Annotated in this window: 19 protein-coding genes and 4 tRNA genes; 22 read left to right on the top strand and 1 reads right to left on the bottom strand. The window is 40.2% G+C overall.

Annotated features, from left to right (window positions below; all coding sequences use genetic code 11):
- Positions 1 to 72 precede the first annotated feature (72 nt).
- The 12 genes from LJE11_RS08760 (at position 73) to LJE11_RS08815 (ending at position 9,403) form a co-directional block, all read left to right on the top strand.
- Positions 73 to 145: transfer RNA gene (locus LJE11_RS08760), tRNA-Thr, on the top strand.
- A 21-nt stretch (positions 146 to 166) separates the two neighbouring features.
- Positions 167 to 240: transfer RNA gene (locus LJE11_RS08765), tRNA-Met, on the top strand.
- A 4-nt stretch (positions 241 to 244) separates the two neighbouring features.
- Positions 245 to 317 (top strand) — tRNA-Phe (locus LJE11_RS08770).
- A 30-nt stretch (positions 318 to 347) separates the two neighbouring features.
- Positions 348 to 420: transfer RNA gene (locus LJE11_RS08775), tRNA-Lys, on the top strand.
- A gap of 221 nt (positions 421 to 641) precedes the next feature.
- Positions 642 to 887, top strand: coding sequence for a hypothetical protein (locus LJE11_RS08780; RefSeq protein WP_020993336.1), 246 nt, complete (start codon positions 642 to 644; stop codon positions 885 to 887).
- Between the two features lie 203 nt (positions 888 to 1,090).
- Positions 1,091 to 1,924 carry a SpoIID/LytB domain-containing protein gene (locus LJE11_RS08785; protein ID WP_118338861.1) on the top strand — a complete coding sequence of 278 codons (834 nt, stop codon included), beginning with the start codon at positions 1,091 to 1,093 and terminating at the stop codon, positions 1,922 to 1,924.
- Positions 1,925 to 1,985: 61 nt separating this feature from the next.
- Positions 1,986 to 2,879, top strand: coding sequence for a M23 family metallopeptidase (locus tag LJE11_RS08790; RefSeq protein WP_227295844.1), 894 nt, complete (start codon positions 1,986 to 1,988; stop codon positions 2,877 to 2,879).
- A 257-nt stretch (positions 2,880 to 3,136) separates the two neighbouring features.
- A complete protein-coding gene (locus LJE11_RS08795; protein WP_022379868.1) occupies positions 3,137 to 4,129 on the top strand; it encodes a LacI family DNA-binding transcriptional regulator in 993 nt (330 codons plus the stop codon).
- 421 nt (positions 4,130 to 4,550) lie between these two features.
- On the top strand, positions 4,551 to 6,455 hold the full coding sequence (locus tag LJE11_RS08800; RefSeq protein ID WP_227295846.1) for a PTS beta-glucoside transporter subunit IIBCA: 1,905 nt from the start codon (positions 4,551 to 4,553) through the stop codon (positions 6,453 to 6,455).
- The gene (locus tag LJE11_RS08805) at positions 6,452 to 7,891 is read left to right on the top strand and encodes a glycoside hydrolase family 32 protein (protein WP_025580987.1); all 1,440 of its coding nucleotides are present in this window, start codon (positions 6,452 to 6,454) and stop codon (positions 7,889 to 7,891) included. The genes LJE11_RS08800 and LJE11_RS08805 overlap by 4 nt, the downstream gene beginning before the upstream one ends.
- 285 nt (positions 7,892 to 8,176) lie before the next feature.
- Entirely contained in the window at positions 8,177 to 8,419 is a 243-nt protein-coding gene (locus tag LJE11_RS08810; RefSeq protein ID WP_025580986.1) for a GIY-YIG nuclease family protein, read from the top strand.
- Between the two features lie 45 nt (positions 8,420 to 8,464).
- Entirely contained in the window at positions 8,465 to 9,403 is a 939-nt protein-coding gene (locus LJE11_RS08815; RefSeq protein ID WP_227295848.1) for an N-acetylmuramoyl-L-alanine amidase family protein, read from the top strand.
- Between the two features lie 120 nt (positions 9,404 to 9,523).
- Here the strand turns inward: LJE11_RS08815 and trhA are convergent, their stop codons facing one another.
- A complete protein-coding gene (gene trhA / locus LJE11_RS08820) occupies positions 9,524 to 10,186 on the bottom strand; it encodes a PAQR family membrane homeostasis protein TrhA (protein ID WP_227295850.1) in 663 nt (220 codons plus the stop codon).
- A gap of 249 nt (positions 10,187 to 10,435) precedes the next feature.
- Between trhA and LJE11_RS08825 the strand changes: the two genes are divergently transcribed.
- From LJE11_RS08825 to LJE11_RS08870, 10 genes are all read left to right on the top strand, one after another.
- Positions 10,436 to 11,224, top strand: coding sequence for a ParA family protein (locus tag LJE11_RS08825; protein ID WP_022379873.1), 789 nt, complete (start codon positions 10,436 to 10,438; stop codon positions 11,222 to 11,224).
- Positions 11,215 to 11,400: a hypothetical protein gene (locus tag LJE11_RS08830; protein ID WP_008707826.1), complete on the top strand. Its 186-nt coding sequence runs from the start codon at positions 11,215 to 11,217 to the stop codon at positions 11,398 to 11,400. Before LJE11_RS08825 ends, LJE11_RS08830 begins: the two co-directional genes overlap by 10 nt.
- Before the next feature lie 78 nt (positions 11,401 to 11,478).
- Entirely contained in the window at positions 11,479 to 12,486 is a 1,008-nt protein-coding gene (locus LJE11_RS08835; protein WP_022379875.1) for a LacI family DNA-binding transcriptional regulator, read from the top strand.
- Positions 12,487 to 12,885: 399 nt separating this feature from the next.
- A complete protein-coding gene (locus tag LJE11_RS08840; protein WP_025578975.1) occupies positions 12,886 to 14,151 on the top strand; it encodes an extracellular solute-binding protein in 1,266 nt (421 codons plus the stop codon).
- Between the two features lie 137 nt (positions 14,152 to 14,288).
- On the top strand, positions 14,289 to 15,749 hold the full coding sequence (locus LJE11_RS08845; protein ID WP_044996454.1) for a carbohydrate ABC transporter permease: 1,461 nt from the start codon (positions 14,289 to 14,291) through the stop codon (positions 15,747 to 15,749).
- Positions 15,749 to 16,603, top strand: a complete 855-nt coding sequence (locus LJE11_RS08850) for a sugar ABC transporter permease (protein ID WP_025578978.1) — start codon at positions 15,749 to 15,751, stop codon at positions 16,601 to 16,603. Before LJE11_RS08845 ends, LJE11_RS08850 begins: the two co-directional genes overlap by 1 nt.
- Positions 16,604 to 16,607: 4 nt before the next feature.
- On the top strand, positions 16,608 to 17,384 hold the full coding sequence (locus tag LJE11_RS08855; RefSeq protein ID WP_227295862.1) for a TraX family protein: 777 nt from the start codon (positions 16,608 to 16,610) through the stop codon (positions 17,382 to 17,384).
- Positions 17,385 to 17,527: 143 nt separating this feature from the next.
- Positions 17,528 to 19,552 carry a beta-galactosidase gene (locus tag LJE11_RS08860; RefSeq protein WP_227295864.1) on the top strand — a complete coding sequence of 675 codons (2,025 nt, stop codon included), beginning with the start codon at positions 17,528 to 17,530 and terminating at the stop codon, positions 19,550 to 19,552.
- 244 nt (positions 19,553 to 19,796) lie between these two features.
- Positions 19,797 to 20,345: a stage V sporulation protein T gene (spoVT, locus tag LJE11_RS08865; protein WP_055054309.1), complete on the top strand. Its 549-nt coding sequence runs from the start codon at positions 19,797 to 19,799 to the stop codon at positions 20,343 to 20,345.
- 190 nt (positions 20,346 to 20,535) lie between these two features.
- Positions 20,536 to 21,738: a metallophosphoesterase gene (locus tag LJE11_RS08870; protein ID WP_173744808.1), complete on the top strand. Its 1,203-nt coding sequence runs from the start codon at positions 20,536 to 20,538 to the stop codon at positions 21,736 to 21,738.
- Positions 21,739 to 21,785 lie beyond the last annotated feature (47 nt).

Below are 21,785 nucleotides of genomic sequence, written 5' to 3' on the forward strand. Positions count from 1 at the left end.
GCAGACTGTAAATCTGTTAGCAACGCTTTCGAAGGTTCGAATCCTTCTCCATCCACTTAGCTTAACAGCTAAGCCGATGTGGCTCAATTGGCAGAGCAGCTGATTTGTAATCAGCAGGTTATCGGTTCGAGTCCGATCATCGGCTTTTGATTTTAAAAATTAATATCGCGGGGTGGAGCAGTCTGGAAGCTCGTCGGGCTCATAACCCGAAGGTCATAGGTTCAAATCCTGTCCCCGCTATTTTGCCCAGATAGCTCAGTTGGTAGAGCAGAGGACTGAAAATCCTCGTGTCGCTGGTTCGATTCCGGCTCTGGGCATTCACTTTGAAAGTGATAATTAAATAATATGGAGCATTAGCTCAGTTGGTAGAGCACTTGACTTTTAATCAAGTTGTCCGGGGTTCGAATCCCCGATGCTTCACTTTAAAACTTCTGTGAGAATATCACAGAAGTTTTTTTGTGTTTTTTTAACCCTAACATCATTTTATGGAATTACTATAGAGAAATAAAAAAGTTCTAAAGTTTTATGCTTTTTCATATATTATTAGTACCTGATACCATTAACCGTAGGAAGTGCGCAGTCTTAACGGTGGACAGGCTGTTTGAAGTCAGTAGATGTAATGCAGAACAGGAGGAGTTTTTATGAAGAGTCCTTTAAAGAATCTGAAAAAATATTTTCAGTTAATCATGACTGCTCTTATTTGCTTTGTAATGGGAGTCATTGAAGACAAGAAAAGAATCTGCATAAAAGATACAGATTCTAAAAAAGACAGAACTGTTTTGCGTCCGGATGATAAAAAGAACAACAGAAAAAATAAAATCATTTACTGGAATGAACCACGAATCCAGAATAGAATAAATAGAGCTGTATATTTTAATACGGGGTAATGAAGCCCCGTATGCAGAAACTATCGCAGTCCTCTCAATTAATGAATTTGAGACAGTTCAGCAGGATTTTATGTTCTGATGAGCAGGATCAATATGCATTATTTACGAGAATTGCTATATAACAGAAGTGTTATAAATAATATACATACAGATAAATATATATGTATATACTAAAAAGAAGAAGTTTATAATGATGGTCTGATATGAGAAAGTCTTTTTTCCCTGGAACAATGGGAATCTTTGCTCTGTTTTTTGTTCCCTATATAGTTACAATTATTTTTAATGGTGCCAACACTACATTGATCAATAAAAAATTTAATGTGGAAATGCTTCTGCCGGTGATCGTTTCATCGCAGATTGAAGACAAATATGAACTTGAGACTATAAAAGCACAAACAATCATAGCAAGATCAAATTTTTACCGGACAATGAAAGAGGAGAAAAATCTGGCAATAACTTTATGTCAGATAAAGGAAGAGATGGAGGGGAAATCCCTGGCTTGTGTAATTTTACAGAATAAGTACGAAAAAGCAGTAACAGAAACAGAAGGAAAAGTCATTGTATGGAATAAAGAATTAAAGTTAGTTCCCTATCATGAATTAAGTGCAGGACAGACAAGAGATGGAATGGAAGTTTTCCACAACGAAGATGATTCGTATCTCAGATCCGTACACAGTCTTGTGGATAAAAATGCAAAAGATTATTTGAATAGTGTATACATAAATAAAAATGTCCTTCCGGAAAGAATTGAAATAAAATCCAGGGACAGTGCCGGTTATGTTACAGAAATTCTGGCTGACGGGAAAGTGTTGGAAGGCGAGGCATTCAGAAAAGGAATGGGACTCACGTCCTCAAATTTTACAATTCAGAAGTCTGGAAAGGAAATACGATTTTTATGTAGAGGAAAAGGTCATGGATTAGGATTCTCACAATATGGAGGGAATGAGATGGCAAAGGAGTCTGCGAATGCAAAAGAGATCTTACAATATTATTTTCCTGAGATGGATGTGCTGAACATAAAATCTGTAAATTGCTGAATAGATACGAATATTCTGGACACCCTATAGATATGAAGATGAAAACAGAGGTGAAAGGAATATGATGAATAACAAAGTGACAAGAATCATTGCCAATTCCGTTGGACTGGCCGCTGTAGCAGCATTGGGAATTACAGTTTATCAGTTAGGTACCTCCCCGGTCAAAGAGAAAACTCCTGAAGAAAAAACAGAAAATGTCGGTGAAAGTACACAGGATACGGAAGAACAATTGAGTGAAGATGCAGGAACGAATCATGTGGAGTCAGAAAATCAGTGGATATCCGATGACGGGGAAGATTTGGATGATACAAAGGTTACATTCCAAAAACAAGGAATGTATGGGGAAACAGCTCAGAATACTGTGGATAATAATGAATCAGATAATACTGCAGATGTGGATAAGACTGACAATGCTGTAAATTCTCAGCAAGCAGAAGAATCATCAGTAAATGCAAATATGAAATCCCAGACGATATCAGAAGATCAGGCAGATGAAGCAACAGATGTTTCGGCATCGGTCCTGAATCTTGCGACAGTAAATTTTTCGGAAGATACATTAATGGAGTGGCCGGTGAATGGAAATGTTCTCCTTGATTACAGTATGGATCAGACTACTTATTTTCCGACGCTTGATCAGTACAAATTGAGTCCGGCTATTGCTGTCGGTGCAGTAGAGGGAGCACCTGTGGTAGCTGCTGTTAATGGCAAGGTTTATTCTATAGAGCAGAATGCGCAGACGGGTACTACACTGACAATGGAACTTGGAAATGGATATCAGGCTGTTTATGGACAGCTTACAGATCTGACAGTGTCAGAAGGAGATACAATTAAAAAGGGAACGACGATAGGATATATTGCACAGCCTACAAAATATTACAGCACAGAAGGAACCAATCTTTATTTTGCAATGAAAAAGGATGGAGAACCAATAGATCCGATTGAATATCTTCCATAATGAAATAGAAGAAAAAAACAGGGTTGCCGTAGATCGGCAGCCCTTAATTTGGTATAGGGCCGAGACAGTAACGTATAAACAGTACTTTGATATTTGCAACAGAAATGATATGTGTAGTATAATACAAAATATGTAGTGATTCAGCAGTTAACAATTCGTGGATATCAGGTTAGGGGCACACTAGCATCATAAAATACTGCTGGTTATAAAAATACTTTCGGAAATTATACAGACAGCATGAAAGAGGAGCTTTTTATATGAATATTAATGAGATTGCCAAACTGGCAGGGGTCTCCAGAGCTACCGTATCCAGGTATCTGAACAATGGTTATGTCAGTGAGGAAAAGAAAAAAAATATCAGCAGAGTTATTGAAGAAACCGGGTATCAGCCTTCTTCACAGGCGCAGAGGCTGCGTACTAAGAAGACAAAACTGGTCGGAGTAATTCTGCCAAAGATAGATTCCAATACGATCAGCCGGGAAGTTGCCGGAATCAGTGACATACTTACCAAAAAAGGATATCAGCTGATACTGGCAAATACAAATAACAGTGTTGAAGAAGAATTGAAATATCTTTCGCTGTTTAGGGATAATCAGGTCGATGGTGTTATTTTTATTGCCACCATATTGACAAAACAGCACAGGGAAATGATGAAGGGATTTAAAGTTCCGATTGTTTTACTTGGACAACAGCTGGATGGTTATCCATGTATTTTTCAGGACGATTATAAGGCTGCTGTAAATCTTACTGAACAGATGGTGAAGACAGGAAAGAAGTTTGGATATATTACAGTTACGGATAAAGATGAGGCAGTTGGCAGGCAGCGAAAATCAGGTGTGGAGAAGGTTCTTGGAGAAAATCAGATCACATTGGAAAGTGGATGTGTAAAATGCGGAAATTTCACATTAGAGTCAGGATATGAGAAAGCGAAAGAACTTTTTACGGAGCATCCCGATGTAGATACATTGATTTGTGCAACAGATACCATGGCAGTTGGAGCGGCAAATTGGCTGAAGGAGAACGGATATCAGATTCCTCAACAGGTTCAGATTGCCGGAATGGGAGACAGTTTTCTGGGAAAGATCATAGAACCAAAGCTGACTACTGTACATTTTTTTTACAAGACAAGTGGAATGGAATCAGCAAAAGTGCTGGTAGATTTGATAGAATCTAAGGAAACATCATCTGTACATAAAGAAATAAAAATGGGATGTAAGGTGGTACTCAGAGAGTCTCACCGAAATATATGACTGAACATGAAAGAGGAACTCTGAGGCAATCATCAGAGTTCTTTTTTTCTGAATAATTGGATTTACATATATATTAAAGGGAGTGTTTTGGAAATAATATATAAAAAATGGATATAATATTTGTGATATGTTACATATTTACAAATAAAAAACGCCCAGATATAATAGCATATATGAGAACGATTCCATAAAAGTACATACAATCCATAGGAAATACATATTGGTGATCAGATAAGAAATATCGTGAGAGTGCAAGATATCTGCTGAATTATAATCAGATATCAGAGTAAATTTGGAATGGTATAAGATGATATTAAGGTTAAAAGGTATTTTTATAAGATTAACAAGTGAAATTTGTTGAATATGTGAGAATTTCAAAGTATACATTTATATGAGAACGATTCCATAAAAGGAGGATATTATGGATTACAGAAAAACAGCACAGGAGATATATGACCATATCGGTAAAAAAGAAAATATTATTTCCGCAGCTCATTGTGCCACACGTCTTCGCCTGGTTATCAGTGATAATTCAAAGGCTGATAAGGAATATGTTGAGAACATTGAAGGTGTAAAAGGTGTTTTCTTTGCGCAGGGACAGATGCAGATCATTCTGGGAACAGGTATAGTTAATAAAGTATATGATGAGTTCATCCGGATTGCAGGAGTTTCTGAAAGCAGTAAAGAAGAGCTGAAAAAAGTTGCGGCTTCCAGGGCAAATCCGGTGCAGAGACTGATCAAGACACTTGGAGATATTTTTGTGCCGATTATTCCTGCAATTGTTGCAAGCGGTTTCCTGATGGGAATTATGGAAGCACTGAACTTCATGGTAAACAATGGATTTTTGAATATTGATACCAGCGGTTCTATTTATACATTTGCACAGCTTTTCAGTAATACGGCATATACGTTCCTGCCAATCCTCATCGCATACAGCGGTGCTAAAGTGTTTGGTGCAAACCCGTATCTGGGTGCAGTTATCGGTATGATCATGATTCATCCGAATCTCCAGAATGCATGGACAGTTGCCACAGAAGGTGTTAAAGCAACTCAGAAAGTATGGTTTGGACTTTACTCTATTGATATGGTCGGATATCAGGGGCATGTAATTCCGGTTATCATTGCAGTATGGGTACTGGCTCAGATTGAGAAGAGACTTCACAAAATAGTGCCGGCAATGTTTGATCTGTTTGTTACTCCGCTTGTAAGTGTCTTTGTAACAGGATATCTGACATTATCCATTATCGGACCTATCTTTGTCACTGTTGAGAACGGACTTCTGAATGGGATTCAGTGGCTGATCGCATTGCCATTTGGTATCGGAAGTTTTATTATGGGTGCGTTTTATGCACCGACGGTGGTTGCCGGTGTTCACCATATGTACACGATCATTGATCTTGGACAGTTGTCTAAATTTGGAGTTACTTACTGGCTGCCTCTTGCTTCTGCAGCGAATATTGCACAGGGTGGAGCCACTCTTGCAGTAGCACTTAAGACAAAGGATCAGAAGATTAAATCAATGGCAGTTCCGTCTGCATTAAGTGCCTGTATGGGAATTACTGAACCTGCGATCTTTGGTGTTAACCTTCGCTTTGGAAAACCATTTGTGATGGGATGTATTGGTGGTGCATTTGGTGCACTGTTTGCATCTGTTACAGGACTGGGGGCTACGGGAACTGGCGTAACCGGTATCTTTGGAATTCTTCTTTGTCTGAATAATCCGGTTTCTTATATTCTTATGTTTGTGATTGCATTTGGTGCTGCCTTTGTACTTACCTGGTTGTTTGGATATAAGGACACTAATGTTTCTGAAAAGACAGAAAGTGTTGAAGCTGTGGGAGATAAATCAACAACAGGAAAAAGCAATGCAGATGATTCTGTGCTTTATAGTGTATCAGAAGGAACTGCGATTTTGCTTTCCCAGGTAAATGACGCTACATTTGCTTCGGAAGTACTTGGAAAAGGAATTGCCGTAATTCCATCGAAGGGTGAAGTTGTTGCTCCATGTGATGCTGTGGTTGAGACTGTTTTTGATACAAAGCATGCAGTTGGTTTAAGTACGGAAAGTGGTATGGAGCTTCTGATCCATATCGGGATCAATACAGTGGAATTGAATGGAAAATATTTTACATCTCATGTAAAGAATGGAGATCACGTAAAGAAAGGCCAGCTTCTGGTTTCCTTTGATATGGAGAAAGTTAAGGCAGCAGGATACGATGTGACGACTCCTCTTATTGTAACGAATTCGGATGATTATAAAGATGTGAAAATTCTGTCGGAAGATTCAGTAACACCATCAGATAAAGTATTGGAGATTGTGAAATGAGTACGCTAACTAAAGTTCTTGAAAGAAATATAAAAGTAATTGAAAAGAACGCAGATCTGACAGAAGGAAGATTCCGGCTTGGACATCATCTGATGCCGCCGGTCGGATGGCTCAATGATCCGAATGGACTATGCTGGTATAAAGGCAGATATCATGTGTTTTTTCAATACGCTCCCTTTGATGTGGAAGGCGGACTGAAATTCTGGGGACATTATACAAGCGAAGATCTGGTAGACTGGAAATACGAAGGGACAGCTCTTTATCCGGATTCTCCTTATGACTGTCATGGTGTCTATTCCGGATCTGCATTGGCAGAGAGTGAAAAACTTCATTTGTTTTTCACCGGGAATGTAAAGATTGACGGTGATTATGATTATATTAATGAAGGACGTGAGACCAGTACGCTTCATGTAGAAAGTGAGGACGGAATTCATTTCGGAGATAAAGAAGAGATAATTTCTTTTGAAAAATATCCGGAAGAGTTTACCTGTCATATCAGAGACCCGAAAGTCTGGAAAGAAAACGACAGGTATTTTATGGTTCTTGGCGGACGTCTTAAGGGAGATAAAGGTGCAGTTCTGGTTTATGAATCAGAAAATCTGAAAGAATGGAAATTTAAACATATAATAACCACACCGGAAGCTTTTGGTTATATGTGGGAATGCCCGGACTATTTCGAACTGGACGGGAAGAAATTTCTGTCTGTATCACCACAGGGCTTGAAGAGGGAAGAATTTCGTTTTCAGAATATCTATCAGTCAGGCTATTTTCCGGTAAAAGAGGATGGTTCTGTAGATGAAAGAGACTTTCGTGAGTGGGATATGGGATTTGACTTTTATGCTCCACAGACCTTTACAGATAACAGCGGAAGGCGACTTCTGATAGGATGGATGGGAATGCCGGATGCAGAGGAGGAATATACCAATAAAACCATTGATGAAGGCTGGCAGCATTGTCTTACCGTACCGCGGGAACTGAGGGTAAAGGATGGAAAAATATTCCAGTATCCGGCAAAAGAACTGGAGAGACTCCGAAAAGAGAAAACAATTCTTGATGATGAAAAATCAATTGTTGAGGTTCGTGTAGAAGTAAATGAAGGTTTTGATCTGTTAATTGAAGATATTGCAGTGACAGACAGAAGTTTTCAGATCAGTATGGGCGGACAGATGCTCTTTAAATATGAAAATGAAATTGCGGAGATTGGATTTTCTGAAATTGCGGGTGCAGGAAGAAATAAGCGGAAAGCGAAAGTCAGTGAACTGAACAATATCCGGATTCTTGCAGATACTTCTGCAGTGGAACTTTATCTGAATGATGGAGAGATTGTATTCTCAACCAGATATTATCCGGATCGTGAAGATCTGCAGCTAAAGGTAAAAGGTGGAAAATTCAGGGGAAATCTCTGGAATCTTCGAAAAATGATATTCACAAAATAAGAAAATAAACGTATAATAAAGCAGGTGGGAAAGAAAATCCGCAGTCGGTTTCCCTGCCTGCTTTTTTGACATATTGGTATTTCTGGTGCTGAGAGATCTGGCTGTCAGAAAGAATATGTGTCCGGATGAGATACGTGTTTTAAACCGACTGTTTATTATAGAAACAGGGACGACCGCAAAAGATAGCAGTTGTCCTTTACATAAATTATAAAAAATTTCAAATAATGCAATTCCAGACAATAAGACAGTTGCTTGATTATAATATAAGACTGTCGGGTGATTATGATGAATTATACTTACATTGTTAAATGTGCAGATGGGACTCTTTATACAGGGTGGACAAACTGTCTGCAAAAACGTATGAAAGCACACAACGAGGGAAAGAACGGCGCGAAATATACAAGGACCAAAAGACCGGTTACACTTGTATATTATGAAGGATTTTCAACAAAAGAAGAAGCGATGAGACGTGAATATGAGATTAAACAATTTACCAGAAATAAAAAACTGGAGTTGCTGAGCTTCTGAACCCGTCAGATAAGGAGGATAAGAGAAAATGAAAAAGATGACAAAATGGCTTGCAGTATGCGCAGTATTCCGGCCATGGCAGCAGAAGTACCGGATGTTACTGTAACACCGATCCCGATTGAAACACCGGCTCCGGATGTAACACCAATCGAGACACCTGCACCAACACCCATACCGGAGGTGAAAAATGGCTGGTATGAGTATGGAACAAAAAATAAGAAATATTTTAAAGATGGACAGTATCTTACAGGAATGCGTAAAATCCATGGTGAAGTTTATTATTTCAGTCCAAAAGGATTTATGAAAACCGGATGGATCAAATACAATAACAAGAAATATTATTTTGGTTCCAATGGAATACGTTACAGTGGCGTTAAGAAAATCAGCGGAAAATATTACTATTTCAGTGACAAGGGTGTTCTGAGAACGAAAACAGTTAAAGTTGGAAATACAATTTATTATTGTACAGAAAAGGGAATTCTGGAAGCCTGGAAAAAAGGAAAGACGATTTATTATCCAAATGGAAAGAAAATGAATTCCACCAAAGCGTATGAGTATGAGACTTTGCAGAGAGCAAAGGATGTTGTCAGCAAGATCACAAAACCGAGTATGTCAAAAAGTGAGAAATTTGAAACCTGTTTCAGATGGGTAATGTATCAGCATTATTACGATACCAGAAGAATATTTTATAATCAGACTGCATGGCCTGCGTTATATGCAAACGATTATCTGATACTGAGCGGAAAAGGCGGGGACTGTTTCTCAGATGCCTGTTCGTTTGCCTATCTTGCAAAGGCTCTTGGATATAAGAATGTTTATGTCTGCGTAGATACAACGGCAACTGACGGAAGCGGTCATTGCTGGGCTGAAATCGGAGGCAGAGTATATGATCCGCTGTTCGCAGAGGCGAAGAGCTATTATGGATATTTTGGCGTGGGATATGGATCCTATGGATTGTATCCGGAAAGAAGAGTAGCTGTGTAATATAAAAGCTTTCCTGCAGGGATTATGCTGCAGCAGAGAAAATTGTATTGTTAAGGGGTTGCAGCACCGGAAGAAATCCGGTGCTGCAACCCCTTGTTTTGTTTATTGGCAAATTGACGGTTATACAGGTAGTGGAGCAACAAAAAAGTACATAACAATGAAATGGCAGGCACTTCCAAGCATAACAAAGATGTGAAAAATCTCATGGGAACCAAAATTCTTATGTCTGGAATTAAAAAGCGGAACTTTTAATGCATAGATTACACCACCGATGGTATAAATGATTCCGCCTGCAAGAAGCCAGTCAAATCCTGCACGTGGGAGTGCATGGAAGATTGGAACAAATGCCAGTACACACAGCCAGCCCATGGCGATATACAGTACAGAGGACAACCATTTGGGACAGGTAATCCAACAGCCCTTTAAGATAATGCCGAGGACTGCAATACTCCATACCAGCGTGCACAGAATATATCCAATGCGGTTATGAAGAACGATCAGGCATACAGGAGTATAGCTTCCGGCGATCATCACAAAAATCATCATGTGATCCATTTTTCGCAGCCGTCGATTGACCTTCTCTGTAGAATCTACAGAATGGTAAATGGTACTGGCTGCATAGAGCAGAACCATGGTAAGTATAAAAATACTTAAAGCAACAATATGGAGCACATCATAAGAACGCGCTGCCTTGATAATAAGAGGAACTGCTCCGACTGTAGCGAGAAGAAGGGCAATACCATGAGTGATCGCACTTCCGGGATCTTTTAATTTAAATTTCATAAAAACGCCTCCATTCATTCAGATAAATATAATGAAAACAATATAACGTAGTTTTAAAAACTACATATCAAGTATATAAATACTATAGCACAAAAAAACAAAAAATCAAGGGCTTATTTTGGGAATCAAAGAAATGTTTGTCTGGCAATGCAAATGAGTTACAGGGTTGCGAAGATGAGGAAAACAGTTGAATCTATATGATAAATCTCCTATAATACAAGTAAAGTAAGTGGTAAAGGAGACAGTTCCATGGGAAAAACCATAACGATATGTTTTACAAATAATAAGGGTGGAAGTGGAAAAACCACAACCTGTTCAAACCTTGGAGCGGCGATGGCTCAGGCAGGGAAAAAGGTTCTTCTGATCGATGGAGATATGCAGTTAAATCTTTCTCTTGCTTTTTTTCCGGAGAACTGGGTGCTGGAGCAGGCGAAAGGAGAGAAGAATCTGTATTGCGCAATCGGAAAACAGGAAGAGCTCAGCGGTTATGTGGTACATACTCCCTACGAAAATCTGGATCTGATACCATCGTCTACATTGATGAGTTCTATAGAATATGAACTTTTTACAAAATGGCAGAGAGAATTTATCCTGCGAAAATGCATTCAGAAGATAAAGGATGCAGGAAATTATGACTATATTCTGATTGATGCACCTCCTACGCTGGGTGGTTGGGTGATGAATATCCTTTGTGCATCAGACCGGGTAATTATTCCTGTTGAGGCAAGTCCATGGGGAATGTTCGGACTTGCGAATATGTTTGAATTTCTTAATGAAGTAAAGCAGATTACTCCGGAACTGGAAGTTGCCGGAATTGCAGTGACAAAGGTAGATACAAGAAAGAGTTATTATAAACAGACAATGGAAACACTGCATGAACTTGAGGATATTCATGTATTTGAGCAGATCATCAGAGTGGACAGCTCTGTAGAATGGTCACAGGATAACAGTATTCCGGTTGTGGAATATAAAAAATCAAGCAGAAGTGCCAGGGAATATACGAGATTGGCAGAGGAGGTCATGGAATTATGTCAGTAGGCAGGGAGAGTATTCGGCGTGCAGCAAATGCAGGTGCCGGGAAAACCGTAAAGAAGCCCGTTGTATCCACAAAAGAGGCAGAGAAACCGGAAACAATATCTGTTACAGAAGAAAAGAAAAAAACAGCAAAAGGTTCTGTTCATATTAATGAGGAACTGCCGGTATATCTTCTTTAAAAGTTACTTGTAAGTGCTTGAGTATTTTGTTATTTTATAGAATATAATCAAGTGGTTGCGCAAAAAGTGGGGTATTTTATGGAAACAGAAGAAAAGAAGATATATACAATAGAAGATATCGCCCGGGAGCTTGGGGTAAGTAAGACTACGGTATCACGTGCTATTTCAGGAAAGGGAAGAATCAGTCAGGCTACAAGAGACAGAGTACGGGCATTTATAAAAGAACATGATTACAGACCCAATGTTGTAGCAAAGGGGTTGGCACAGCGTAAAACTTATAATATTGCACTGCTGATGCCGAAGGATTATGTTGCCACAGAGTTTCTTTTTTTTAAAGACTGTATGAATGGAATCTGTGAGATGGCTTCCTCCTATGAGTATGATATTATTATTTCTATGATTGATGGAGCAGATGTATCGCAGATACAGAGACTGGAGGCAAATCGAAAAGTCGATGGGATCATTGTAAGCAGAGCAGTGGTAAGTTCCAAGGTACAGAAATATCTGAAGAACTGTAAGGAACCATATATATTGATCGGCCCATCTTCAGATCCGGAAGTTCCGTTTGTAGATAACAAGAACCAGGAAGCCGGAAAAGAACTGACAAGTATTATGTTGATGAAAGGTTTTCGGAATCTGGCACTTCTGGGTGGAAATCAGTCCTACAATGTTACCGGAAGCAGATATCAGGGTTTTCTGGAAGCACATGAGGAAATGGGAGTTTCTGTTAACGAAAATCTGATCTTCATGGATACGGATAATCAGGCAGCAGTATCTGATGCTGTGAAGAGACTGCTTGAAGAAGGCGCGGATGGTATTGTCTGTATGGATGATGTGATCTGCAGCATGTGTCTGAGCAGTCTGAGGGAAAAGAAAATATCGGTTCCTGCAGAAATAAAAATAGCCAGTATGTATGACAGTAAGAATCTGGAATATAATAATCCACCGATTACCAGTATACGCTTTGATACGGTAAGACTGGGAAAGATGGCATGTGCGAAATTACTGAACATCCTGGGAGAGAAGCCACTGGAGGATACAGTGCCTCTGAACTACCAGGTAGTGTTGCGGGAGTCGACACAGTAGTATATGGATGTAAAATCCGATCAGATTATAGAAATTGAAAATGAATGGCAGGATTAGAAAGTTCTCTGTATTTATTGTAAGGATCAATAAGCAGAGAACTTTTTGTGTATAAAAAAATCGGTTGAAATTCTCTGGACAATCTGATTTTATCAAAATGAAAACGGTTGCACAAATCAAGTATATCATTGTATGAAAAAACGAAAAAATCAAACTGAATTGTGCAATATGACAAAAAAAGAGTTTTGAAATTAGATAATAATGGCTAATTGACTTTATAAATATAAAGGAATATACTAAAAATATGAACAAACGGTTGCGCAAACAAAACTGAGGGCGTTTATTACGCAAATCGGATGCGGGCTGTTTAGGCATAACCATCAAAAACAGGAGGAAGAGAAAATGAGAAAAAATGTAAAAAAGGTGATTGCACCGTTACTGGCAGCAGCTATGGCACTTTCCTGCACAGTATGTGTAAGTGCAGCAGAGGATGAGACAATTAAACTGACTGTATGGGGAGCTGAAGAAGACCAGAATTTATTAAAAGAACTGACAGATAAATTCCAGGAGAAGTATGCAGATCAGAAATTTGATATTCAGATTGGCGTAGAATCTGAGTCTACTGCAAAAGATACTATTCTGACAGACGTAGAGGCTGGTGCAGATGTATATGCATTCGCAGATGATCAGCTTCCGGATCTTGTAAAAGCAGGAGCACTTCTGAAACTTGATGATTATGCAGAAGCACTTCAGCTTGCAGATACAACACTTGATGATGTAAAAGCTGCAAACGTTGAAGGCGCTATTGATGCAGCAACAATTGATGGCAGTCTGTATGCATTTCCAAGAGCAGCTGACAACGGATATTTTCTTTACTATGATTCATCTGTAATTTCCGAGGAAGATGCAGCAAGCTGGGACAGCCTTCTTGAAGCAGCTGATAAGGCCGGAAAGAAAGTTGGTATGACACTTGCTTCCGGATGGTACAATGCTTCTTTCTTCTATGGAGCAGGATTTACAACAGGACTTAATGATGACGGAACAACAACTATGGACTGGAACGGAACAAGTGCTGATGGATATACAGGTGTTGATGTAGTAAAAGGAATGCTTGATATTACATCTAATCCGGCATTTATGGCAGTTGCTGATGGTGATATGTCTAATCAGCTTGCATCCGGTAATCTGGCAGCATGCGTTTCCGGTACATGGGATGCAATCACAGCAAAGGAGATATTTGGTGACGGATATGCAGCAACAAAGCTTCCTACATTCACAGTTGGTGACAAACAGGTTCAGCAGGGATCTGTTGCCGGTTACAAATATGTTGGTGTAAACGGCTATTCTGAGAATTCCGGATGGGCAGTTCTTCTTGCTGAGTACCTTACAAACGAAGAATCCCAGCAGATGTTCTTTGATCAGAGAGAAAGTGGTCCTTCAAACAAGAATGTAGCAGCATCTGATTCTGTTCAGGAAAATGTAGCACTTGCAGCACTTGCAGCTCAGTCTGAATATGCACAGGCTCAGAAGGTTGGCGGAAAATATTGGGATCCTGCAAAGACATTCGGAGAACTGATTGCACAGGGAACATTATCTGCAGATGATGATAATGCAATCCAGGAAGCACTTGATAATCTGGTAGAGGGTGCTGCTGCTTCTGTAGAATAATTGTAAAATAAAAAAATTATATAACAGATTTAAAAAAATGGCCCATATGCATAACGGCATGTGAGCTGTTTTAAGGAAACGGCAGATGCTGTCTGAGAAAAGATAGTAACAAAAATGAAATGACGAGGAGGAGAGATATGGCAGCACAGGACAATAATTCTGCTGCAGCGGCAGTGAGTGGATTCTTTAAATCCATCGGTGGATTTTTTGCTGACTTTGGTACTGCTGTAGTGAAAGGTGATGCCTTTGTAAAGCTGTCCCTGATCTGGATGGGCGCAGGCTATGCAAAGCGTAAACAGTATGTGAAAGCAGTACTGATGACATTGCTGGAGATCGCAGTGATCGTTTTTTCAGTGAAATTTGCAATGCAGTATGTACCAAAATTCAGTACCCTTGGTACTGTAAAGATGGAAAAAGTCTTTAACATGAAAACAATGAAAAGTGAATTTAATGATTATGATAATTCCTTTACGATCCTGTTGTTTTCATTGTTCAGCTTTGTTGTATGGTTTGCGGCAGCTGTTGTGTGGTTTAAGAACGTGATCAATGCTTATACACTTCAGAAAATGGAAGAAGCGGGAAAGCATATCAATACTTTTAAAGAAGATCTCAGATCACTGACAGAAGAGAAGTTTCATATTACATTACTGACACTTCCGGTACTTGGAGTTGTGATTTTCACATTAATCCCAATCTTACTTCTGATCTTTGTAGCATTTACAAATTATGATCAGCAGCATATGCCTCCTACTGAGTTGTTCTCATGGGTAGGTTTCAGTAACTTTATCAGTTTGTTTGGCGGCGGCGGTCTTACATCTACGTTCGGATATGCATTTGTGCGGGTTCTGGGATGGACACTTGTATGGGCTTTCTTCGCAACATTTACAACTTATATCGGAGGTATCCTGCTTTCACTGCTTCTTAACAGCAAGAAGACAAGACTGTCGAAGATGTGGCGTACTTTATTTATCGTAACGATTGCAGTCCCGCAGTTTGTATCACTTCTGCTGGTGCGTAATTTCTTCTCCAATGGTGGTATCGTCAACACAATCTGTCACAGCATTGGACTGACCGGATTCTTAAGAAGCATAGGACTTGTGTCCACAAGCTATATTCCGTTTCTTTCTGCTCCGGGCTGGGCACATGTAATGATCATTCTCATTAATATCTGGATTGGTGTTCCGTATCAGATGCTGATCGCAACAGGTGTTCTGATGAACCTTCCTTCTGACCAGCTTGAGAGTGCAAGAGTAGACGGTGCAACAAACTTCCAGATATTCAGAAAGATTACAATGCCATATCTGCTCTTTGTAACAGGACCTGCTCTGATCACAGACTTTGTAAAAAATATTAATAACTTTAATGTTATTTATCTGCTCACACAGGATGTTTATACAACAACTAATCAGGCAATGGCAAGCTCACAGGCAAAAGAGGTTGACCTTCTGGTTACCTGGCTGTTCCGTCTGACTCAGGATTACTACAACTATAAGATGGCATCAGCAATCGGTATTATCGTGTTTATTATCTGTGCAGTATTCACCCTGGTTGCATTTAACAGGATGATCAAGGGAGATAAGGAGGGAACATATCAATAATGAAAAAGATGAAAGACAGTCGTACTTCTTCTATAGTATTACATAATTTATTGATCGCAGTGCTGGCATTTATCTGGCTGATCCCGATCATCTGGCTGTTATGTACTTCCTTCAGTGCATATTCAGGAATGAATACCAGTACATTTTTTCCGAAGGAATGGAGCATCAGCAATTACATGAAGCTGTTTCATTCAGATTCTGTATCTCAGTTTCCGCAGTGGTTTCTGAATACATTTATCATTGCATGCTTTACATGTGTGATTTCCACTATGTTCGTACTGATGGTTGCATATGCAACATCTGTTATGAGATTCAAGATGAGAAAACCGCTGATGAACATGGCAGTTATCCTGAATCTGTTTCCTGGTATGCTGGCAATGATTGCAGTTTACTTCACACTGAAATCTTTTAATCTGACAAACAGCTATGCCGGTTTGATCATGGTTTACTCTGCTTCTTCAGGTCTTGGTTATTTGATTGCGAAAGGATTCTTTGATACAGTTCCGAGAGCACTCTGCGAGGCTGCCAGAATTGATGGATGCAGTGAGGCAAGAATCTTCTTCCAGATGGTTCTGCCCATGAGCCGCCCGATTGTTGTTTATACAGTTATCAGCAGTTTCCTGGTGCCATGGATGGATTTCGTATATGCAAAGATGATCCTGAATGCCGGTATTTCTTCCAAATATACAGTTGCCATTGGTCTGTACAAGATGCTGGATAAGAGCCTTATCAATTCTTATTTTACTCAGTTCTGCGCAGGTGGTGTACTGGTATCCATACCGATTTCTATTCTGTTTATGATCATGCAGAAATTCTATGTGGAAGGAATTACAGGCGGTGCTGTAAAAGGTTGATATTATGAATATGACAACGGGAAGAAGAGGAATCGTCTGGAAAACTCCGGATATCACAGCTGATGGGCTGAAGATGTTTGCATGTATTACTATGCTGATCCAGACAGTTGGAATTGCCATTATTGAAAAAGGCCTGATCCATTTAGACCAGTATACTCAGGAGAGTCTGAACCAGGCGATGTCTCAGGATTCCCGTTTGATGACACTTGCGGGAGTCGGATCCATTATGCAGCTTATAGGCGGGATGGCGATTCCCGTATTTGCGTTTCTGCTGGTAGAGGGATTTCGTAATACATCGGATTATAAGAAGTATCTGATCATGATGGCTGTTACTGCACTGGTCAGTGAGATTCCATATGATCTGTCAATCTGCGGAAAAGTATGGGACTTTTCCAGTCAGAACGCAATGATCACGATGTGTATCTGCCTGATTATGCTGAAATGCTTAGATCTGTTTAAAGAAACTTCCGGATTTACAGGTGGTATGTTAAAGGTACTGATCCTGATCGCAGCTATTGTCTGGGTGAGCATTTTCCGGGCAGAGTATGGACTTTGTATTGTTCTGCTTGTGTTTGTGTTCTATGTGTTTGAGACAAGAAATGTGCTGAAAACAGTGCTGGGCTGTATTATCAGTCTGATGTATGTGACCGGACCGATTGCGTTCTATGGAATCTGGTGCTGCACTGGAGAGAGAAAGGATCACATCAATAAATATGTCTATTATGCTTTTTATCCTTTGCATTTGCTGGTGCTTGGAGTAATTGCAAACTATATCCTGTAAGAAGAATGAAATCAAATCCCGTCTGCTTTGACTGAGAAAAGTAATAAGCAGCGAGAATAGTGTGTTTTGAAATTGGATAGAGTATTAAATATGATAGTGAAAAAGAAAACGACTGAGAATAGAGAATTAAGAGGAGAACAAGTATGGACTTTAGAACGGATAAGCTGCTCCATGGAGGTGATTACAACCCGGAACAGTGGTTAAAGAGACCGGATATTCTGGAAAAAGATATTGATATGCTGGAGGAGTCTGGCTGTAATGTAGTAAGCCTTGGGATTTTTTCCTGGTCCACACTGGAGCCGGAAGAAGGTGTATTTCATTTTGGATGGCTGCAGGAGATCATTGATAAGCTTTATAAAAGAGGAATTTCTACAATCCTGGCTACACCGTCAGGTGCAAGACCAAAATGGATGGCAGATAAGTATCCGGAGGTACTTCGTGTAGATGAAACGCGTCACAGAGCGTTATTTGGATTCAGACATAATCATTGTTATACTTCTCCTGTTTACAGAGAGAAGGTACATATTATTAACAAAAAGCTGGCGCAGGAGGTTGCCACACATCCGGGTGTAATCCTGTGGCATATTTCCAATGAATATGGCGGAGAATGTCACTGCCCATTGTGTCAGGAAGCATTTCGTAACTGGTTGAAAGAGAAATACCAGACTATTGAAAACCTGAATGATCAGTGGTGTACCACTTTCTGGAGTCATACCTATAACAGCTTTGACCAGATTGAGAGTCCGTCTAAGATTGGTGAGACACAGCTTCATGCACTGAATCTGGACTGGAAACGCTTTGTCACTCATCAGACTGCTGATTTCATTCATCATGAGATTGCAGCACTGAGAGAGGGAGGAAGCACACTTCCGACTACTGCTAACCTGATGCATTATTTTGGAGGTTTAGATTATTTTAAGATTGCGAAAGAGATAGATGTGGTTTCCTGGGATACCTATCCTACATGGCATAAAGAGGCTGTGATCGATACAGCTTATGACAATGGAATGTGCCATGACCTGATGCGTTCTCTGAAAGGAAAGCCGTTTTTCCAGATGGAATCCTGCCCGACTTCTACAAACTGGCAGAGTGTGAGCAAATTAAAGAAACCGGGAATGCTTTTTGCACAGTCCATGCAGGCAATTGCACATGGCGGAGAGGGTGCTCTTTATTTCCAGATCCGCCAGAGCAGAGGTGCTTCTGAGAAGTTCCACGGAGCAGTGATCGATCATTACGGTGGAAATGATACAAGAGTGTTTAAAGAAGTTTCCAGGGTTGGAGAAGTTCTGAAAGAGTTAAAAGAACTGGCAGGAACAACTGTGAACAGCTCGGTTGCCATGCTTTATGACTGGGACAGCCAGTGGGCAATGGAGGACAGCCAGGGACCCAGAAATAAAGGGCTTCATTATCTGGAAGCAATGTTGAAATTCTACAGAGGTTTCCGGAAGCAGGGCGTCAATGTGGATGTGATCGATATGACCTGTGAACTGGACAAATATAAAGTACTGGCTCTTCCAATGGTTTATATGTTCAAGGAAGGTTTTGCCAAAAAGATTCGTGCGTTCGTGGAAAACGGCGGTACATTGATCACAAGTTACTGGTCCGGAATTGCAGATGACACAGACAGGTGTTATCTGGAAGGAACTCCTCATGGTCTGATGGATGTGCTGGGAATCAGAAGCACAGAAATTGACGGCCTTTATGACTGGGAAGAAAATTCTTTTGTTCCTGTGGCTGGCAATGAACTTGGACTGGATAAGACTTATACATGTAAATATCTGTGCGACCTTGTGGAGCTTCGCGGAGCATGTACTTTAATGACCTACGGAAGTGATTTCTATGAAGGCTATTCCTGCCTGACAGTGAATGAATACGGCAAAGGTAAGGCATGGTATGTGGCAGCAGATGCTGATAAAGAATTCTATGGAGACTTCCTTGAAAAAGTGCTCAAAGACAGCGGCGTTTCCTGCGGAATTAAAGAAGAGATTCCGGATGCACTGGAGATTACAGTGAGAGAGAATGAAAATGAGAAATATTATATTTATCAGAATTTCGGAACAGAGGCTGTAAATATTCCTGTACCGGAAGGCCAGATCAGCTGGATTTATGGCAATGGTAGTGACAAACTTGAAGTTTATGGTCTTGCAGTTGCCAGGGTTATCGTGTAAAATAAATAGCGATGGATGAGGAAATCCCTTCACTTTAAGCAGAGATTGATACTGCCTGGTGAAGGGGTTCTTTTTTACTCAGGTTTAACCGCCTGATTATGGTTAAATGGCATTTTTTGTAAATACAGAAATGTATATTCTGCCTGTTTTTCCACATAATAACCATACAACACATGATATGGAAACTGAAGGGTACAAAGACAGTAAACTTCGATAAAAGGAAAAACAGGAGGAAGAAAAGTGCATGAAAGCGACAGGAATTGTTCGGCGCATAGATGATCTGGGGCGTGTGGTCATTCCTAAGGAGATCAGAAAAACGCTGCGGATAAAAGAGGGGACACCACTGGAGATTTTTACTGACCGGGAGGGGGAGATTATTCTGAAAAAGTATTCCCCTATCGGAGAACTGAATGTCTTTGCAAAGGAATATGCAGAGGCGCTGGCGCAGTCAAGCGGGATGGTAGCGTGTATCACAGATCACGATCAGGTAGTGGCTGCTGCGGGACAGGGAAGCAGGGAATATATGGGAAAACCTATCAGCAAAGCTCTGGAAGATGCAATCACGGAAAGAAGCTCTGTGTTTGCTAACGGAAATGACAGAAGCAGGATACCTGTGACTCAGGAACAGAGAGAACCTTTGTATTCCCAGATCATGCAGCCTATTATCAGTGCAGGAGATACAGTAGGATCTGTGCTTTTACTGGGAAAGAATGAAAAGGATGTGATGGGTGAATCAGAGAAGATGCTCATCAGAACAGCAAGCGGATTTCTGGGAAGACAGATGGAACAGTAAAATCTGTAGCATATATTTGGGATGTAGTGCGCAATCATAATAAAAAAATAATAATTCATAGAATCTTCAGCAGCTTATGGTGGCGGCTGAGGATTCTTTTTTGTATAATAAGAAGCAGTTATGATTTTCTGGAGTTGTTTATAGTAATGAAATTGTCATGGTAATGAGAGTTGGAAAGGAGATATATTATATGGCTGCAATATATCTGGCACCGTTTTATCTGTTGGTGTGTGTATATATTCTGCTTCGCAGCCTGCACTGGTTTCAGGTATTGCATACGGTTTTTCGGAATGTGTGGGTGTGCAGGGGGATTGGACTTGTATATTTATTTGTAGTGTTTAGTATACTGATCGCATTTATGGCACCTGCGTCAGGATTCAGGAGATTTATGAAGCTTCTGAGTAATTACTGGCTCGGTGTTTTGATGTATACACTTATGACTCTGGGAATTGCGGATGGATTGAGACTGTTACTGAAATATCCTCTTAGAAATTTTGCATTTCCGGGGAGAGAATTGCTTTTCAGCAATATGGGAACTGCTGTTGTGGGAGCTGTCTGTGCGGTGATCATTTCAACAGTCAGTATTTACGGAGTGCTCAGTGCCGGAAATATACATACAACGAAGTACAATATTTCTGTTGATAAAAAGGCAGGAAATATGAAGGAGTTAAATGTGGTTCTGGCCGCAGATCTTCATCTGGGATATAATATTGGATGCAAGCAGATGGAGCAGATGACAGAGAAGATCAATGAGCAGAAACCGGATCTGGTGGTAATGGCAGGAGATATTTTTGATAATGAATATGAGGCACTGGATGATCCGGAAAAACTGGCAAAGATATTGAGAGGGATCCGCTCAAAGTATGGTGTGTATGCATGTTACGGAAACCACGATATCCAGGAAAAGATTCTGGCGGGATTTACCTTTGGCAGTAAGGAAAAGAAAGAGAGTACCCCGGAGATGGATGAGTTTCTGGAGAAAGCGGGGATTACGCTTCTGAGAGATGAATATGTGCTCATCGATGATTCCTTTTATCTGTATGGCAGACCGGATTATGAGCGTCCCGGACGGGGGATTGATAAACGAAAGACTCCGCAGGAAATCACAGAGGGTATGGATGTGTCACTGCCAGTGTTGGTTATCGATCATGAGCCGAGAGAACTTCAGGAGCTGGCGGATGCGGGGGTGGACGTGGATCTCTGCGGACATACCCATGACGGACAGGTATTTCCGGGAAATATTGTGATCAGATTCTTCTGGGAAAATAAATGTGGTTATCTGAAGAAAGGAAATATGCATAATATCGTTACATCCGGTGTAGGGCTTTTTGGACCAAATATGAGAGTTGGGACTAAAAGCGAAATCTGTGATGTCAGCATATGTTTTAACTGAATCAAAAAGTAAGTCCCCGGCTTCAACTGCCTGTTGATTTTTGCGGT

Origin of the sequence: Blautia sp. DFI.1.216, assembly GCF_020594215.1 — a bacterium.
Classification (GTDB): Bacteria; Bacillota; Clostridia; order Lachnospirales; family Lachnospiraceae; genus Blautia_A; species Blautia_A wexlerae.

What these genes read in the sequence shown, in the direction of transcription:
- LJE11_RS08810 (WP_025580986.1), top strand. Translation starts at nt 8,177, where the DNA reads ATGAATTATACTTACATTGTTAAATGTGCAGATGGGACTCTTTATACA.
- LJE11_RS08870 (WP_173744808.1), top strand. Translation starts at nt 20,536, where the DNA reads ATGGCTGCAATATATCTGGCACCGTTTTATCTGTTGGTGTGTGTATAT.
- LJE11_RS08780 (WP_020993336.1), top strand. Translation starts at nt 642, where the DNA reads ATGAAGAGTCCTTTAAAGAATCTGAAAAAATATTTTCAGTTAATCATG.
- LJE11_RS08795 (WP_022379868.1), top strand. Translation starts at nt 3,137, where the DNA reads ATGAATATTAATGAGATTGCCAAACTGGCAGGGGTCTCCAGAGCTACC.
- LJE11_RS08845 (WP_044996454.1), top strand. Translation starts at nt 14,289, where the DNA reads ATGGCAGCACAGGACAATAATTCTGCTGCAGCGGCAGTGAGTGGATTC.
- LJE11_RS08785 (WP_118338861.1), top strand. Translation starts at nt 1,091, where the DNA reads ATGAGAAAGTCTTTTTTCCCTGGAACAATGGGAATCTTTGCTCTGTTT.
- LJE11_RS08840 (WP_025578975.1), top strand. Translation starts at nt 12,886, where the DNA reads ATGAGAAAAAATGTAAAAAAGGTGATTGCACCGTTACTGGCAGCAGCT.
- LJE11_RS08805 (WP_025580987.1), top strand. Translation starts at nt 6,452, where the DNA reads ATGAGTACGCTAACTAAAGTTCTTGAAAGAAATATAAAAGTAATTGAA.
- LJE11_RS08790 (WP_227295844.1), top strand. Translation starts at nt 1,986, where the DNA reads ATGATGAATAACAAAGTGACAAGAATCATTGCCAATTCCGTTGGACTG.
- LJE11_RS08815 (WP_227295848.1), top strand. Translation starts at nt 8,465, where the DNA reads ATGGCTTGCAGTATGCGCAGTATTCCGGCCATGGCAGCAGAAGTACCG.
- LJE11_RS08855 (WP_227295862.1), top strand. Translation starts at nt 16,608, where the DNA reads ATGAATATGACAACGGGAAGAAGAGGAATCGTCTGGAAAACTCCGGAT.
- LJE11_RS08835 (WP_022379875.1), top strand. Translation starts at nt 11,479, where the DNA reads ATGGAAACAGAAGAAAAGAAGATATATACAATAGAAGATATCGCCCGG.
- trhA (WP_227295850.1), bottom strand. Translation starts at nt 10,186, where the DNA reads ATGAAATTTAAATTAAAAGATCCCGGAAGTGCGATCACTCATGGTATT.
- LJE11_RS08850 (WP_025578978.1), top strand. Translation starts at nt 15,749, where the DNA reads ATGAAAAAGATGAAAGACAGTCGTACTTCTTCTATAGTATTACATAAT.
- LJE11_RS08830 (WP_008707826.1), top strand. Translation starts at nt 11,215, where the DNA reads ATGTCAGTAGGCAGGGAGAGTATTCGGCGTGCAGCAAATGCAGGTGCC.
- LJE11_RS08860 (WP_227295864.1), top strand. Translation starts at nt 17,528, where the DNA reads ATGGACTTTAGAACGGATAAGCTGCTCCATGGAGGTGATTACAACCCG.
- spoVT (WP_055054309.1), top strand. Translation starts at nt 19,797, where the DNA reads ATGAAAGCGACAGGAATTGTTCGGCGCATAGATGATCTGGGGCGTGTG.
- LJE11_RS08800 (WP_227295846.1), top strand. Translation starts at nt 4,551, where the DNA reads ATGGATTACAGAAAAACAGCACAGGAGATATATGACCATATCGGTAAA.
- LJE11_RS08825 (WP_022379873.1), top strand. Translation starts at nt 10,436, where the DNA reads ATGGGAAAAACCATAACGATATGTTTTACAAATAATAAGGGTGGAAGT.